Here is a 14,434-nt window from a genome sequence, read left to right on the forward strand (position 1 = left end):
CACCTATTGTTACATTTTATTTATCCTGAAATATCCTCTTTGGACTCCGTACCTTTTGTTAAATCTAACAGACTTTTCACTTCGCTCCCAGCCTTCAATATTATTCAGAATACTGTTAATATCACGAGCTTTCAGGTTGTCGAAATCCCTAAGCTCCCGCTCAAACAATTCACACCATATCTCCATCGCACACACCCGCATACGTTTCTTAACACCAACTAATTTTCCTGTGATACTATCTTCATGACCACTGATATAATCCCTCCGAAGTCCTAGGTTCATATCGTCCCAATTATCCGGCAGCGGCTTCTCAAGGTAGTCCTTTATTAAGCCAATCCGTGGATCATGTTCCATGTGCTCCTGCTGTCTCTCCACAGCTGCATCTGCCACATCACCACTCAGATAAAGCGGGAACCCAGCCTTATAGGCAGCTATTGCCTCCGCCCATACTTGGTCTATCGTGGCATCGTCCAAGTCATCAAAGACACTTTTAGCGCCACCCTCAGATGAAACAACTATCGGCAGAAAGCGTCGGTTTCCAGTACGGTCTCTTAGAAACTCCATATCATTAGTAGTACCGAAGAAAACACACTGGCGTTTATTGGTAGTTACCCGCCGGGCAAAAGCCCGTCTATAGGTATCCTCTTGCTTGCTGATAAAATGCTTAACTGCCTCAACTTCCGCCTTACGCGTAGCTGTAAGCTCAGCCATTTCAATCAACCAAGCGCCATCTAAAGACTCATAGGCCTCTTTCCCGCTTACGGTTGTAATCGTATCGGTGTACCAACCTTTAGACAGCTTCGCAATTAAATGCGATTTACCTAGCCCTTGGGTACCGACCAAAACGGCCATAGTATCAAACTTGGTACCAGGTCTATAAATACGCGCAACTGCTGCAACTAGCATCATCATTGATACTGTCTTAGTATATTCGTCATCAGCTGCGCCAAGATAATCGATGAATATTGAACTTGCTCTTTCGGTTCCATCCCACACAAGAGTATCTAAGTACTCCTTAACCGGATGAAATTGCCGCTCTGCGAAAACTATGTCAGTGGCATCCTGTATCTTCTGCCGTGACTGCATTTCGTAAACCCGCTCAATGTACCAACGAAGTCCGGCGTCATCGGTATCGCTCCAGTATTGCCCTGTAGTTGACCACGGAAGTTTATCAGGACGCTTAACGAGATTGTTTTTAAATGTGTCCATACCAACAATACCATGCTTTAAGTTAGGGTCTTGCGTGATAATCAGCTTGAAGTTCTCAATACATTCAACATACTCACCAGTATAGTTGTCAGTTTTCAACTCTTTAAGCCAACTGTCATCGGTATCCTCTTCTTGGTCATCAACAACATCAAACTCACTTGCAGCACTTGCCAATCGCTCCCGACCAATAGTGAGCTTCACCTCTACATCATTCGACGCAAATTGCCGCATCGCCTTAAAACTCGGCAAACGATTAACCGGAGTATCCGGCTTGCTATCTTCGTCTTGGTCACCGAATAAATGAATGCGGACCAAATCAAAGGCATTGCATAGCTTTCCACCAACCGGGTCGGTTCCATGATTGCTGTAAGCAAACTTATCATCATAGATAACCAGCCCGGCAGCACTTGAGCCATTCACATAGGTATATCGTCCTAGCACATCACAGGCAATATACACATCAGGCAAAAAGGTCTCTATCGCTGCATCAATATCATAGGTTCTGCAAAACGCGCCAATGATGCCATCTTTCTCTAGCGGATCCCCCTGCTTATCGGCGTGGCGCTTTCGGATACCCTCGCTGCGTGATGACTCCGGCCACTCACTGGTATCGCGCCAATCCTTATACTCACCAAGAACAGCATCGGCATCGATAACCGTACCATCTATATGATGGTGAATAAACTCCGCATCACGACTGACACTCGGGTAGTACATCAAGCGGCTTGCCTGATAGGTTGTATCATCAAACCAATCCATGCCAATCTTTTCAGCCAGCTTACGAGCTATCGCTTGATACTCATCGGCATCCACATCCCTATTGAGCGGAGCAACGAGCCGCAGCCGTGCTTTTTTCGCTGTATGGCTGTGGGTCGAATAGATAACACACTCAAAGTCATGGAACAGCTCAAGCGTATCGATGAAATCATTTGGCGCAAAGTCAGCATCCAAAGTCACCAATGAGCGGGATACTACATTTGACTCCAGTCGTCGGCCATTCTTTAAATGTCCACCAACAAAACCGCCAACATCCTTAGCCTCAGCCTGCTGTGTCTTACTCATTTTTTTATATTCAGCAGCAGTCTCTTTTGTTCTGATAACATCAGCCAATTTCTCCACCAGTTCCGGCCAAGTAATGGTCTTATTCTTCCATTTGGTCGATTTCCGGTTTTTACCCTCAGCTATTGTTATCTCGATATTTTTCATCAAGCATCTCTCCTTTCTGTAATTTTATTTGATTTAACGGACTCCCATACTGGCAGTCTGTTCCATCCGTTTCTCAGCTAACTTGATGTAATGGGCCAATTCTAAGTAGACCGTTTCGACTGAGTAGGGCTTATCAGCTGCAATCTTATACGCTAAAGCCAAGATTAAATCATCCTTAGTATATTTCTGATTAGTTGCTACAGGTTTAGGTGCATTAATTGTTGACACTGCTTTAATATATCCGCATGAGCCACTCCAGGGAGTAACACGTTTGTATTTCTCATTACTCACTAGGTTCACCCCAAATCACTCGGCCATCACTGGTCTCAATATAGAGAATATTTGATAATGCACACTTAATTATTTCTAACTTTCTTCGCGCCCCAAAAGGATATCGAAGATGTAAGGTAACTTTCTTGCCACAATCAAAATAAAACAATTCATTCATGTAATTCACTCCTATCCACAAGACTCTGCAAGTTTTTCTCTTTTTGGCATCCAATCAACAAAAGCCATAAAATCTTCAATGCTATTTATTTCATCAAGATTTTTAAGAATACTATCTAAAGTACCGTAAGGTATCCAGTGTAAATGATATTCATATTTTGTAGTATGTACACTAAATTGACCTGGAGCAATATATAGCCAAGGCGGATTTGGGAAAGTTTTAAGTTTCTCAACAATCGGCACAATAGCATTCTTTAACCCCTCACTGACGACACCCTCAGTTTTTTGTAATATCGATAATTCATTAGTAAGCATTATCTCAGCCCTCCAAACTCTAATTTAGCCAGCAACAACTGGCACTGTTCTACGCTGAACATTCCTATGTGAGCCTCTTCTGCTGTGAGCCCCATAGTATCAGCAAGCCACTGATACGCCCCGCCTCTTGTCCAGCCGCCTCGCTTTTGCCAAAGCTTATCAAATTCCTTGTGGCACTTTCTCCGAAGTATACGCAGCTGTTGATTGGCCAGGGTACCGAGTGGGCGACCACCGCGCCCGTGTGTTCCAACGTACGCATCACAGTCAGGACAAGAGTACACATTTGTACCATAGTCAGTGCCATAAAACTCTTTACTCGAAAGAAGTTTCGCCTCGCTGCCACAGTACGGGCAGATTAACCTAAATTTTTGTGTCTCCATTAGGAACAACCTCCTAAAGTAAATAGGCTTAGTATCAATAAGACAAGGGTACAGATACCAGCAATCAATGCCAATACAATTATTACAAGGATAAGTATTGCGCCTACTGATGCTGTCTTATCAACTTTCTTTGAATAAGCCATTAGTACACCTCGCTCTCAATACTAAAGCCGATATCGCACTTAGTAACTCTCGGACAGCAACTTTTAATTCTTTTAGCTGTATTATCGGCACCTATGATTGTTTTGAATATTCTAGGCTGTGCACCTGTCCTTGGGTACCATTTCCCTAAACATTTGCCCACCCCTTTTCCTATTGCATATCCATCAAACTCACCATCTACATAAACCTTGATAACAAACATCGCAAACAACTCCTTTTATTTTTGATAAAATTTGGCTACAAAGCCATCAGCATTAAGCTCTAATCCTGGCGCCCATTTAATCGGCTGTGACATCAGCTCATAGGCTGACGCTAAAACCAAATCAGTCATTTGGTCTTCAACCTCACAGACAACCTCATCATGTACGTGCATGACAATAGGCGACTCGCTTCTATCAATGCGCAGCATCGCAACGCCTAAGCAATCCCGGGCTACAGCTTGGACAATATTCTCGACAAGCTTGCCGCCATACGTCCATTGTGTGGTCCAAATCTTCTTGGTTTGGTCCATACCCATATAGCAAAGTGCCAGCTTATCAAAGTTACCCCGCTTTAGTTCCGGTTTAACATAAGCCAATCGACGGCCACTAGGCAACTGGATAAACAGGATGCCTTTTTCGTAAATGAACGTAATGCCATACTGTATAGTTACTGGCCGGTGCTCACGTACTGCTTTAATTGCAGCAGTTTCTACCGTTTTCCAAAGTTTGACAATATTAGGACTAGATTTGCGCCAGGCGTCAACTAACTCCGGCAGCTCCTCTTCAGGTATGCCCATATCAAGGGCACCCATTGCGATAAGTGCGTGCTTCCCACCTTGGTATCCAAGGGCAAGCTCAGAAACTTTACCTTTTTGCCGTAGATCCTTTGTGACTTCCTCGAGCGGCACCTTGAACATCTGACTAGCAGAAGCTTCATAGATTTTTCCATGACTGGCAAATACATCCTGCCGCCATTTCTCTCCAGCAAGCCAAGCAATCACTCTTGCCTCAATTGCAGAAAAGTCGGCAACTACAAAGCTCTTATCATCAGGGGCAACTATTGCCGTTCTGATTAACTCTGAGAATACCCGGCTCGTACTTGGATATAAAAGCTCTAGCATCTCAAAATCACCATCAACAACAAGCTCTCTCGCTATATCAATATCATCAGAGTTACGAGGCAGATTATGAACCTGTACAATTCTACCCGCCCAGCGGCCAGTCCGGTTAGCACCATAAAATTGGAGGATCCCACGGATACGGTCATCATCACAAGCAGCTCGTTGCATCGCATCATATTTACTAACAGAAGTCTTAGAGAGTTCTTGTCGTATTTCAAGTAGCCGTTTACCGTTACCGCTAATATCTGTACGCTCTAATAACTCAGGAATGGTATCTTTGGTGAGGCTTTTTATTTCGACCCCCTCATGCTTCAAAAACCACCCCTTGAGTTGAGCTAAGCTTTGTGGGTTATCCAATCCGGATATTTCAATGGCCTCAGCTTCCAGCACCGCAACGTGCTCAGTATTGTAATCGACAATATTAGAAACAAGCTGCTGGTCAATAAGTACCCCTCTATCATTAATATGTTGGTCTAATAGCCACAGCTCCCGCTCTGTGTCAGTCATTGGGAAGTTTTTTAGTTTTCGACGTATCGCCCGTTCTGCAATAACATCACCTATGCAATATTCCTTAAAGAGTTCCCACTTTTCAGGATCGTGTTCCGGTAGGTTCCGTGTACGCCCTTGGTTTCTCTTTGTCGGTTTGCAAGGTTTGCAGAAATAGTTAATCAGAGCTTTCCCAGTTTTCAATTTTTGCTGGTCCTCTTCAAGTCTCAAAACTTCACCAACCTTACCAAGAGTGTTTGGCAATCCGAGAATAGACGCCCAAACTGCTGTACAATCCCAAGCATTAGGTGGCAACTTTTGCCCAAAGAAACTAGACAAACAAGTACGTTCAAAGTTAGCATTATAAGCGGTAATAGTAATCCCTTTGGTGATGTCCTCGCTTTGAATATCATGAATAAGAAAAAGGGGAAGTATCTCCCCTTTCGCTAAATCAATAATGCTGACAGGTTCATCGTCATAGGCATAAGCGAGGAGCAGTATTTCAAAACTTTCATGATTAGCATACCGATAAGCCCCAACTTTACGAATGTCAAGCTCACAGTAGGTCTCAATGTCTATGCTTAATTCTCTCCTCATATAATCACCCTAGTCTAATAAATCGTCACTGTCATCAACTGCGCTGAACTCATCCTCAGCCTTAGGAGCTACGCCTCCGAGAGGTTCGCCATCTTTTACTTTCTGAATGTTGTTCAATCCAAAAGCAATACCTTTGCCGCCTTGTGGGTGGTTGTAAGCGTAGATACTCACAGAAACGTTTGCATAGCAGCCGCTATATACTTCTGTTTGGTCCAAAATCGGCTGTACTTTTTTATCTACGATACCAGGCTGATTTTTGCTTTTCGGATTGATAAACATAGTGTTCACATAAGCTTCACCTTTGTCATCAGCTTCATCGTCGCCATCATATAGTGGGCTATTAAACTTAGATGCTGCCGGAGCTTTTCCGCCCCAAATAGTCGGCACTGCTGCGTCATAACATTCTTTTATTGCTTTATTTAGCTTAGCGATGTCTTTCGCATTTACATCCTTATCCATTAATAGAGAGGCGCTATATCGCGGCTCGCCACCATCGATACCTTTCGGCTTCCAAATATTTGCATAGCTCAATCGCACGTTTTGTAAAATAATACTACTCATTATCATCAATCTCCTTTAGTTCTTTAAAATCATTTTGTGCGCTGTTGTATTCAGCACGTTTATCGCTCTCCGGTACAAGAGTAGGAGCACCAGGAGGCTTAACAATTAAATCGCCTACTAACTCGTTAAGCTGCTTTTTACCGACAGCTTTCTCGAGGTTAGTAATACTCAACATATTGCGCTCGTAGATAAGAGCCTCTGCGATACCATTGTCAATAAGTGTCTTAGCAATTTTATCCGGATCAGAGTATTTTCTGTTACTCCGGCCTGCGACCACTTTAAACCCTGGTACTTTAGTCCCGCTGAGTGCTTCCTCAAGCGCATATTTTTCTACAGCAGTGAGCCATTTTCGGATAGTGTCTATCTCACTAATGACCTCCGCTATTTCATCAATAGATACTTTTTCTAAGTTTTTGAACTCGGTTTTAGCAAGCTCCATATTTTTATCATACTGAGCTCGACAGATTGCCTGAGCCTTACAGAAACGGCAGTGGTCCCCCACGCACAAAGGTGCGTCCTCTTCCGTTGTTTTTAAAGCCCCAGGCTTTACAACATTCCCCCCCCACGAGAGTAGGTCCTCGACGCTAATGTCGTATACGGACACATGGTCTCTACGAGGCTGTACGATATGTAAAGAGACGTTTTCAAAATCATAGAGTTGTCCATAATTTTGATAAGCACCCAAGCCGTATAGCATAAGCTGAGGATTTCCTTCCGCAGAGACGAGAACTCCCTCACCGAATTTTAAGTCAATTACATGGAGTACCTTATCCGCTATCAAGATAGCATCTCCGGTACCAAATCCGTCCTCAACCCAGTCTGTATATTTGAGTCTTTCCTCAAACATGATTGTGGGCGGCTCATCACTGCCTGCAGTACTTAGGTTATACATCTCATGCACATAATCAACGAACCGCTGCACATTATCCTTAAAGTCTTTGTTTTTATACTTTTTAAGTAGCGCTGTTTCCTTCTTAGTGAGAGCGGGCTTCTCTCCGAAGAAATCTCTCCGGAGAGTTAGCTCAGCAACAAGGTGTGCTGCCGTGCCCTCTTCTGCATAGGGACTAACTTTATCCGGTCTTCCCGCTTCCATTTGGATACTCCCAGGACAAGCAAGCCATCTTGAAGCCCCACTGGCTGATAGTTTAGCGTGGTCACTCATATAATCACCACCCTACTTATCTGCTAGAGTTTGACCCATCTCATACGCCTCTGCGAAGTTCTCCTCCGGTAAAGACGAAAGTTTAGGTGCATTAAAGTGATCAAGTAAACCGCGAACAGCATCAGAGTCTTTTTTCATTAGCAGCTTTCGCAAGTCAGCAAGAGTGACATCTTGAGCGATTACCTCGCTAGCTTCTTCCGAAGTTTCATCCTCTACCGGTTCAGCATCCGCTATTGTTGCCACCGCTTCTGTAACCGTTTCAGTGATTTCTTTAAATAACCCTGCCGCTTGTTCTTCAAGTGCATTAGGAGTTTCAGCTACTTCATCGGCAGCCAATGAAACAGTAGCCATACACGGCTTATTAAGTTCCACTAGCTCCTGGATTGCACCGACAAGCTCAGGCAATCCCGGTATCTCAACTACTACATTAATTGTATTACTCATGATTGACCTCCTAACCTAAGATAATAACTTCGCCTGCTTCAATTTCTGTAGCAAGTTCAGCTGCTAAATACTCATAAATGCGCTGGATTGCAATTACACGCCACACGCCGCCATCCGCTTCATCCAAGCGAGCCTCAATATTGTTATTCAACCGCAATACGAACTCTGACTCAGGCTGTTCAATTTCCGGGAATGTACGAAACGGTTTAAGCACAACTGGATTAGGCAAGGTTTCATTTTCATACGACACGCCTTTTTTAGCTGTAATTTGTTGAGAGATACCATCATCCTCAACATTTACACCCTCATCCCGTTTTACATTGCCTAAGGCTTGTAAAACCAGTACAGAGTGGTCAGTAGGGACAAATCGGCTACGCAATGCAATTAGGAATGTTTCCAAGTTTAAGAAATATCCAAAATCAGGAGAATAATCCTCAGCAGATGCGTGGACCAGTTTCTCACGTTGTCGTGTTTTTGTATCTAACACACTACGTAATGATACATCGCGTACACCGTCAATCGTGATAACATATTTACTTTCCTCAGCTTCATCGGCTTTGACATACTGCACAATAGCATCCAAGGTACGAACATGGAGACAATCAGCCTCTTGTTTAACAACTGGATAGAGTTTTTTATTGCTGAACTGTTGCCCAGCAACCTCAGTAATTTTTGGTTCTTGGTTTTCCTCGACGTAGTTCATTACGTCATTCAAATTTTTAATGTCTAACATAGTAAAATCCCTCTTTCTTATTTAAATACGTTCTGTGTTGTTGGAGCCTCAAGCATTTTATCTACGGCATCCTGCGCACTTTTCTGTGCATCATATTCCACGGCGATCATTTGGCCGGTAGTCTTATCACGCCCGATACTCATACGGGTAAATGATTGGACTGATGGAGCCAATTTCGGCACGCATTGAATATTAACATTAAGTAAGTCACGGTTTTCATCAGGCTCGAAAATGAGCTTAATTTGAAGTTCCCGCTTTTTCTTCGGGTCAGTATTCGGGTCTGCAATATTCTGCAGCACCTCTTGGAACTGTTCGCCAGCTGCTCCGCCTGCTAACCCATCAAAAGCCATATTCTTATTTTTATCCATTCGTGGCACCTCCCCAGTTATAAATATAAGTTCCGAAACCGGTCTTTTTAACTTTGCCAATTTCCATAAGATAGTCTAAAGCTTCTTGGATTAATTCAGTTGTATAACTGACTCCATCGAGCTCCTCCATTTTATTCTTAATATCCGAAATAGAAGCTGTCGGATAGATGTGTCTCACCGCTTTAAGCGTCGCTTGTTCAACGACAGCACTGTGTATCTTGGTCATTATTGGCCTCCTCTTCTTCACGTAGCCAGCAATAATAGTCTTCACTAGCACGTTGTAATTTAATTGATAAATCATTAATCGTATTAATTTGTAACGCGCTATACTCAGTAAAAGCCAGCGCCTCTAATAATTCAGTTCTCATCTCCATGAAGATTTCTCCATAAAACAGTTGCTGCACCAGTATCTCCTCATTAGTGTACTTAGGTTGATTAAACACTAACGGACTATAGAAATTTCCCATTATTAAGCACCTGCTTCCGCATATCCAACTAATTGGATAAGTTTACGGTCTAACAAGTTGAACCGGAACCCTGCTGCTATTTTCGCTTCTCGAGTCTCAGCAAATACATGATCGGCTAAAGCAAGATTTCTTGCATAGCGCAGCGCTTGTACTGAAAATACTGTATTATCGGTGAAGTAGAAACGGAATGCTTCTTCCCATGTTTTCATATCACAAACACCCCCAAGCCGAGTATGATTGATAGTGCTAACACTGATAGACATACACCAAGCACAACACCAGTGCCGAGATAATTATGGTTTTCCTTAATCCGCTCTGCTGGTGTCAGCTGTTGATTAATCCATTTCATGACCGTGCTCTTTGCTGCAAGCTGTTCCTTATTAGCTGTACAAGTTGCATAGTCTAAAGCGCTAATCGCTTTTTTACGCGTAATCTTATCCATTCATCGCACCACCTTACATTTAGCTAGGATATCTTCTAAAAGTACACTGAGTACCAATCCGCCACGTTTCTGAATAGTTGCCAGCGGCTTATCGATATCAATAATTTTAAAAGTGGTAGCATCAGTCAACCAATCTTGTTCTTTGCTAACTACAGCTAACAGCTGTCCACTTTGGACTTGATAGGTTTTAGCTAGAGTGTTTAACTCAATCACTTGGTCAATCACATTCTTAGCGTGCTCCTCGATTTCCTCAGTTGTCCACTTCTTACCCTCGGTAATAAATGCCATTCCTGAGTAATCTCCATGATGACCATAATCCCACCCAAGTTTTACACAGTCACCAATTCCATCAGGTTCCTGAAAGGTAAATCCCCAGTGGACATTAATAGAGTCTAGATAAGATAAGGCGATACAGTCCTTTGGGACATATATGTATCCACATGGATGTATGCCCATACTTTTTACTTCAAACCGGTACCCACGGTAAACTCCGTCATGTAATACCTCATTAATAAAGGCCTCTTGGTATACCATCTGTTTCATTTTGCAATTCCTCCATAAGCGTGATATAATATCACTGATATAAATTTTGTTTTGCCTCTACTGGTTGCCGCCGGTAGTGGCGTTTTTTGTATTTATGATTTTTCTTAGCTGCATCACTGTTACTTTTTCGTACTTGAGTACCCAATCAACAGGCACCAGTGCCCACGGAAAACTCTCGCTAACATTTTCCTCAACGCTGTCCGCGTATTCCCGCACCCTATTTAGGTAGTTTCGGGCTGTGGATTTCGATGGTGGATTACCATCCCGCTTAGTGAAATGTTTTGTGATGTCAGCTACACCTACATAAATATTTGAAATGTATAGATCGTATAAGTTTTGCGGATCAGCTTTCATGCTTATCACCTCCTTTAAGTTTTTCCAAATATGATATAGAGTTAATCTCTAGTTTGGCTCAAAAAAAATATTATTTACTGGAATAGAGTATAATTCCGAGATAGCCCTCTGCTTTATAGGTGTAACTAATCCTGAATTACTTTCCCATTTTACAAGCGTACCTATTGCAACACCAAGTGCTTTTGATGCTTCAACTAAAGTTAAACCCGCGTTTACTCGAGCAGCTTTCAAAGAAATTTTCAATGCCGTTTCGGCTTGGTTTTCCATGTTATCACCTCCTGATGACTAAACTATACTAGAGTTTATCTCTTGTGTCAAGCAAAAAATATAAAATAACTCTACTTTTTTGATAAAAACGTTGATTTTACTAGAGTTTTATTCTAAAATAGTATAGAGGTGATTTTGTATGTCTGATACAAATATTCAAGATATAATAAGCAAAAATCTTATCCGATTAATGGAAATATACGGAATTAATCAAGCTCAATTAGCTGAAATTGCTGGTGTAAGCGAATCTGCAGTAGGAAAATGGATTTTAAAAAGAAACGCCCCGCGTATGGGCGCTATACAAAAAATTGCAGACCATTTTAATATGCCTACTTCATACTTGCTGCATGAAACTAGCCCGCTTGTTGAGTTTGACAACTTGGAAAAGGAAGCCGAAAAAGTAATCCAGTTTCCCGAAACTTTTACAGTTGGCATCGCTGACACCGCCCGTAAATATTTAAGACACATGGGTGTAGTTGCATTTAGTGGCCGCGATTATACAACGCGTTCTGATGAGGAAGTAGTAAAAATGGCCAACTTTATTCGGCAGCAAGAGTTAAATATGCAACAGTCATTTAACACTCTATTTGGCGATGATGACCAATAAATGTCTCACTTGGGTCTTTTGTGATAATAATCCAGTGCTACAATGTTAGTCAACAGGAGGTTGTTGAATGATAGAGAAAATTTATGATATGGTCGGATCCTATGATGTTTGTGATATAGCTAACCGATTTGGTATTACTATAACTGAAGTCCATCCGAGCTTACTTTCTGAGCTCGGTATGATTATTCCAAAACTACGCACCGTTTACGTCAGAGAGGATTTAAGCCCGAACTTATTTGAGTACACTGTAGCTCATGAGTTAGGTCACTTCTTTTTGCACGGACACTTAGTAAATAATGAACTATACTTTTCTGGTTTTAAAGGTAAGCTAGAGAAAGAGGCTAATGATTTTGCTATAGCTTTAGTAGCAAAACATCACAGTATACCTGAGAAGCAAGTGAAATTTTACCTAAACGATACCTTTCCATTTTTAAAATTGGCATAAAAAAAATAAGCATCTCTGCTTATTTCAAAACTAATTTATTACTTGGTACATATTGTTTAAGGTCCTTAACCATACCATCGAGATGGTCGCTCACTGACTTCAATTTTGTATCAACTCTAAATGCTATTTCTTCCACGCCGTCATCTTTTGGGGCAATAGTAAATATCGCGTTAGTTAACTTATTACCTTTGGCTTTATTACCCGTTCCGCTTATCGCCCCAACTACAGCACCTAAGCCACCAAAAAGCACACCTCCAACTAAGGCTCTTCCTAATACGCTTTTATTTTTCAAATAAGTTTGATCATCAATGTCTACTATGCAAGAAACATACTCAATTTCATCCCAAGCCATAGAGATTGTGGTTAGCGGTTTTGTTGTCGAGTATACATATATACCATTTTGGCATAGAGCAAAACCTATACTTTGCGACAAGTTTGGATATCCGCCCACAAGTGAAGCAGGTACTATCTTCCTAACTTTCAATTCCTTACTGATTTTTTTTGATTTTTTCTTATCATCAATAATTACTTCCATAAATATAACCCTCTCTTTCTCTCTCATCGATTTAAACCAATTATACAATAAAAAACACACCGCGGCAACGGTGTGCTAGAAAGTGATATAATACCACTAAATCCAATAAGTATTATATCATGTTTCTTTATTCAATGAAAGGACACGATACAATATGAAACTGATCTATGATGAAATTTCAGAATTAAATATTAAACGTTATGAGGAGCCTAGTGACAACGGAAAAGTTGTATACTATAATGGCTTTTATAGAGTTAAAAATATTAAGACCCGAAAGTGGGAAAATAAACGCATCCGAGGCAAAAGAAAACGTCTAACAAAAAAGCAAATCCGTGAGATTTTCACAGAGATATATCTACTGTTTGAGCAATACGGCATTATTGACGAAAAGGATAAGCCAGGATTTGATAATCCCGCTGAGCAGATACTTTTTGATACAATGTGTGATGAGTTTCTAAAACATTACAAGCAACTTGTTCAGCCATCATCTTACTTGCGAGTTAAGCGACACGCTGAGATTGTAAAAGAGGAATTCGGCAACGAGGATATGCGCTACATATCAGGCAACAGGCTCGAGAGCTATTACTATAGCCTACAGTCAGGTGAAAACGAGAAGCAGCATAAATATAGCTACTCAGAGGTATCAGGTCGGCATTTCGTAATAAAGTCCACATTTAAAAGAGCACGTCAATATCACGGCCTCCAAAATAACCCCTGCGAGTTTGCCATCCCGAAGAGAACTATGAACGACAAACTTAGACAGATAGAGGGCTCTAAGAAACACTGGACCATTGAGGAAGTAAATAAAGTAGTTGCAGCCATTGATAAAGAGATTGAAACTACTAAGAAAGATATTCACAAGGGTAAATATTGGTATAACCGGTATATACGCGCATTAAGAAATAAAGTAATCATCTGTACCACTATTTGGGCAGCTACAAGAAAGGGCGAGCTACTCGTATTTAAAGACAGCTCACTCAAGTATGACAAGAAAGAGTCAATGTATTACCTATATTTTGCCGGCACACAGACCGAAACCGAAGAGGGCTACGTTTTCAAGGACGGAACCAAAACGGGCGATACAGGCAAAATTTATATACATGACAGCCTCGCTGAGACTATACTAGCCCTCATAGATGAACATAAAAAGCTCTATGGTTACGATCCGGATAGATTTGATATGGCGAGCACATACGGAAAAGCCCTATCGCGGAACCAGGTGAATAGAATTTTTGAACGATACGCAACAGCAGCCGGAGTCCACTACATCCCACCACATAAAGGGCGCCGCAGCCACGGTTCTATCCTGATAAACAGTGACCAAGAATGGACTCTTGAGGAGATACAAGAACGGCTGCGCCACTCTTCGTCAGAGACAACTAGAAAATACTACATCGAGATATATGACTCTACCCGAGCAAAGTCAGCTAAGAAGATAAATAAATTACCACTATAAAATTGGCGGTAGATTTGGCGGTATTCTTGGAAAAAAGTATCATAAAACTATTGGCGACTTTTAGCAATTAGTGTGTATTATTAATGGTTTTCGGCGATTTTTAGTACTTCTTACTTGGAAAGTACTAAGTCCTGTCATCCGCACCA

General features: G+C 41.7%; 23 protein-coding genes. 3 read left to right on the forward strand and 20 right to left on the reverse strand.

All coding sequences use genetic code 11. The annotated features are described in order from the left end of the window. Window positions 1–9: 9 nt before the first annotated feature. The 19 genes from FEZ08_RS10890 to FEZ08_RS10975 form a co-directional block, all read right to left on the reverse strand. Entirely contained in the window at window positions 10–2,415 is a 2,406-nt protein-coding gene (locus FEZ08_RS10890) for a virulence-associated E family protein (protein ID WP_138192293.1), read from the reverse strand. Between the two features lie 33 nt (window positions 2,416–2,448). Then, a complete protein-coding gene (locus FEZ08_RS10895) occupies window positions 2,449–2,706 on the reverse strand; it encodes a hypothetical protein (protein WP_138192295.1) in 258 nt (85 codons plus the stop codon). Further along, window positions 2,699–2,863 (reverse strand): hypothetical protein, encoded by a 165-nt coding sequence (locus FEZ08_RS12235; protein ID WP_171015049.1) that lies wholly within the window; start codon window positions 2,861–2,863, stop codon window positions 2,699–2,701. Before FEZ08_RS12235 ends, FEZ08_RS10895 begins: the two co-directional genes overlap by 8 nt. Before the next feature lie 11 nt (window positions 2,864–2,874). Beyond that, window positions 2,875–3,177, reverse strand: coding sequence for a hypothetical protein (locus FEZ08_RS10900; RefSeq protein ID WP_138192297.1), 303 nt, complete (start codon window positions 3,175–3,177; stop codon window positions 2,875–2,877). Continuing rightward, on the reverse strand, window positions 3,177–3,557 hold the full coding sequence (locus FEZ08_RS10905) for a zinc-finger-containing protein (protein WP_138192299.1): 381 nt from the start codon (window positions 3,555–3,557) through the stop codon (window positions 3,177–3,179). The genes FEZ08_RS10900 and FEZ08_RS10905 overlap by 1 nt, the downstream gene beginning before the upstream one ends. Window positions 3,558–3,699: 142 nt before the next feature. Continuing rightward, complete coding sequence (locus FEZ08_RS10910; protein ID WP_138192301.1) at window positions 3,700–3,921, reverse strand: hypothetical protein; 222 nt, start codon at window positions 3,919–3,921, stop codon at window positions 3,700–3,702. A 15-nt stretch (window positions 3,922–3,936) separates the two neighbouring features. Further along, window positions 3,937–5,904, reverse strand: coding sequence for a DNA polymerase (locus tag FEZ08_RS10915; RefSeq protein WP_138192303.1), 1,968 nt, complete (start codon window positions 5,902–5,904; stop codon window positions 3,937–3,939). Between the two features lie 9 nt (window positions 5,905–5,913). Then, on the reverse strand, window positions 5,914–6,465 hold the full coding sequence (locus tag FEZ08_RS10920; RefSeq protein ID WP_242003495.1) for a DUF2815 family protein: 552 nt from the start codon (window positions 6,463–6,465) through the stop codon (window positions 5,914–5,916). Further along, the gene (locus FEZ08_RS10925; RefSeq protein ID WP_138192307.1) at window positions 6,458–7,627 is read right to left on the reverse strand and encodes a DUF2800 domain-containing protein; all 1,170 of its coding nucleotides are present in this window, start codon (window positions 7,625–7,627) and stop codon (window positions 6,458–6,460) included. The genes FEZ08_RS10920 and FEZ08_RS10925 overlap by 8 nt, the downstream gene beginning before the upstream one ends. 12 nt (window positions 7,628–7,639) lie before the next feature. Then, entirely contained in the window at window positions 7,640–8,071 is a 432-nt protein-coding gene (locus tag FEZ08_RS10930) for a hypothetical protein (protein WP_138192310.1), read from the reverse strand. 10 nt (window positions 8,072–8,081) lie between these two features. Then, entirely contained in the window at window positions 8,082–8,804 is a 723-nt protein-coding gene (locus tag FEZ08_RS10935; RefSeq protein WP_138192312.1) for a hypothetical protein, read from the reverse strand. Window positions 8,805–8,821: 17 nt separating this feature from the next. Then, complete coding sequence (locus FEZ08_RS10940) at window positions 8,822–9,172, reverse strand: replication terminator protein (RefSeq protein WP_138192314.1); 351 nt, start codon at window positions 9,170–9,172, stop codon at window positions 8,822–8,824. Beyond that, a complete protein-coding gene (locus FEZ08_RS10945) occupies window positions 9,165–9,398 on the reverse strand; it encodes a hypothetical protein (RefSeq protein WP_138192316.1) in 234 nt (77 codons plus the stop codon). Before FEZ08_RS10945 ends, FEZ08_RS10940 begins: the two co-directional genes overlap by 8 nt. Further along, entirely contained in the window at window positions 9,370–9,639 is a 270-nt protein-coding gene (locus tag FEZ08_RS10950) for a hypothetical protein (protein ID WP_138192318.1), read from the reverse strand. The genes FEZ08_RS10945 and FEZ08_RS10950 overlap by 29 nt, the downstream gene beginning before the upstream one ends. Before the next feature lie 2 nt (window positions 9,640–9,641). Next, window positions 9,642–9,848 carry a hypothetical protein gene (locus FEZ08_RS10955; RefSeq protein WP_138192320.1) on the reverse strand — a complete coding sequence of 69 codons (207 nt, stop codon included), beginning with the start codon at window positions 9,846–9,848 and terminating at the stop codon, window positions 9,642–9,644. Further along, complete coding sequence (locus tag FEZ08_RS10960) at window positions 9,845–10,081, reverse strand: hypothetical protein (protein ID WP_138192322.1); 237 nt, start codon at window positions 10,079–10,081, stop codon at window positions 9,845–9,847. Before FEZ08_RS10960 ends, FEZ08_RS10955 begins: the two co-directional genes overlap by 4 nt. Beyond that, window positions 10,082–10,624 carry a hypothetical protein gene (locus FEZ08_RS10965; RefSeq protein ID WP_138192324.1) on the reverse strand — a complete coding sequence of 181 codons (543 nt, stop codon included), beginning with the start codon at window positions 10,622–10,624 and terminating at the stop codon, window positions 10,082–10,084. It abuts the gene before it with no gap. Window positions 10,625–10,681: 57 nt separating this feature from the next. Next, window positions 10,682–10,978, reverse strand: coding sequence for a hypothetical protein (locus FEZ08_RS10970; protein WP_138192326.1), 297 nt, complete (start codon window positions 10,976–10,978; stop codon window positions 10,682–10,684). A gap of 48 nt (window positions 10,979–11,026) precedes the next feature. Then, complete coding sequence (locus tag FEZ08_RS10975) at window positions 11,027–11,245, reverse strand: helix-turn-helix transcriptional regulator (RefSeq protein ID WP_138192328.1); 219 nt, start codon at window positions 11,243–11,245, stop codon at window positions 11,027–11,029. A 139-nt stretch (window positions 11,246–11,384) separates the two neighbouring features. Between FEZ08_RS10975 and FEZ08_RS10980 the strand changes: the two genes are divergently transcribed. Continuing rightward, on the forward strand, window positions 11,385–11,852 hold the full coding sequence (locus FEZ08_RS10980) for a helix-turn-helix domain-containing protein (protein WP_138192330.1): 468 nt from the start codon (window positions 11,385–11,387) through the stop codon (window positions 11,850–11,852). Between the two features lie 67 nt (window positions 11,853–11,919). Further along, the gene (locus FEZ08_RS10985) at window positions 11,920–12,297 is read left to right on the forward strand and encodes an ImmA/IrrE family metallo-endopeptidase (RefSeq protein ID WP_138192332.1); all 378 of its coding nucleotides are present in this window, start codon (window positions 11,920–11,922) and stop codon (window positions 12,295–12,297) included. A gap of 19 nt (window positions 12,298–12,316) precedes the next feature. Here the strand turns inward: FEZ08_RS10985 and FEZ08_RS10990 are convergent, their stop codons facing one another. Next, the gene (locus FEZ08_RS10990) at window positions 12,317–12,832 is read right to left on the reverse strand and encodes a hypothetical protein (protein WP_138192333.1); all 516 of its coding nucleotides are present in this window, start codon (window positions 12,830–12,832) and stop codon (window positions 12,317–12,319) included. A 154-nt stretch (window positions 12,833–12,986) separates the two neighbouring features. On the opposite strand from FEZ08_RS10990, the gene FEZ08_RS10995 reads away from it, so the two are divergent. Beyond that, entirely contained in the window at window positions 12,987–14,288 is a 1,302-nt protein-coding gene (locus FEZ08_RS10995) for a tyrosine-type recombinase/integrase (RefSeq protein WP_138192335.1), read from the forward strand. The last annotated feature ends 146 nt before the right edge of the window (window positions 14,289–14,434 follow it).

Origin of the sequence: Culicoidibacter larvae (assembly GCF_005771635.1) — a bacterium.
GTDB lineage: Bacteria > Bacillota_I > Bacilli_A > Culicoidibacterales > Culicoidibacteraceae > Culicoidibacter > Culicoidibacter larvae.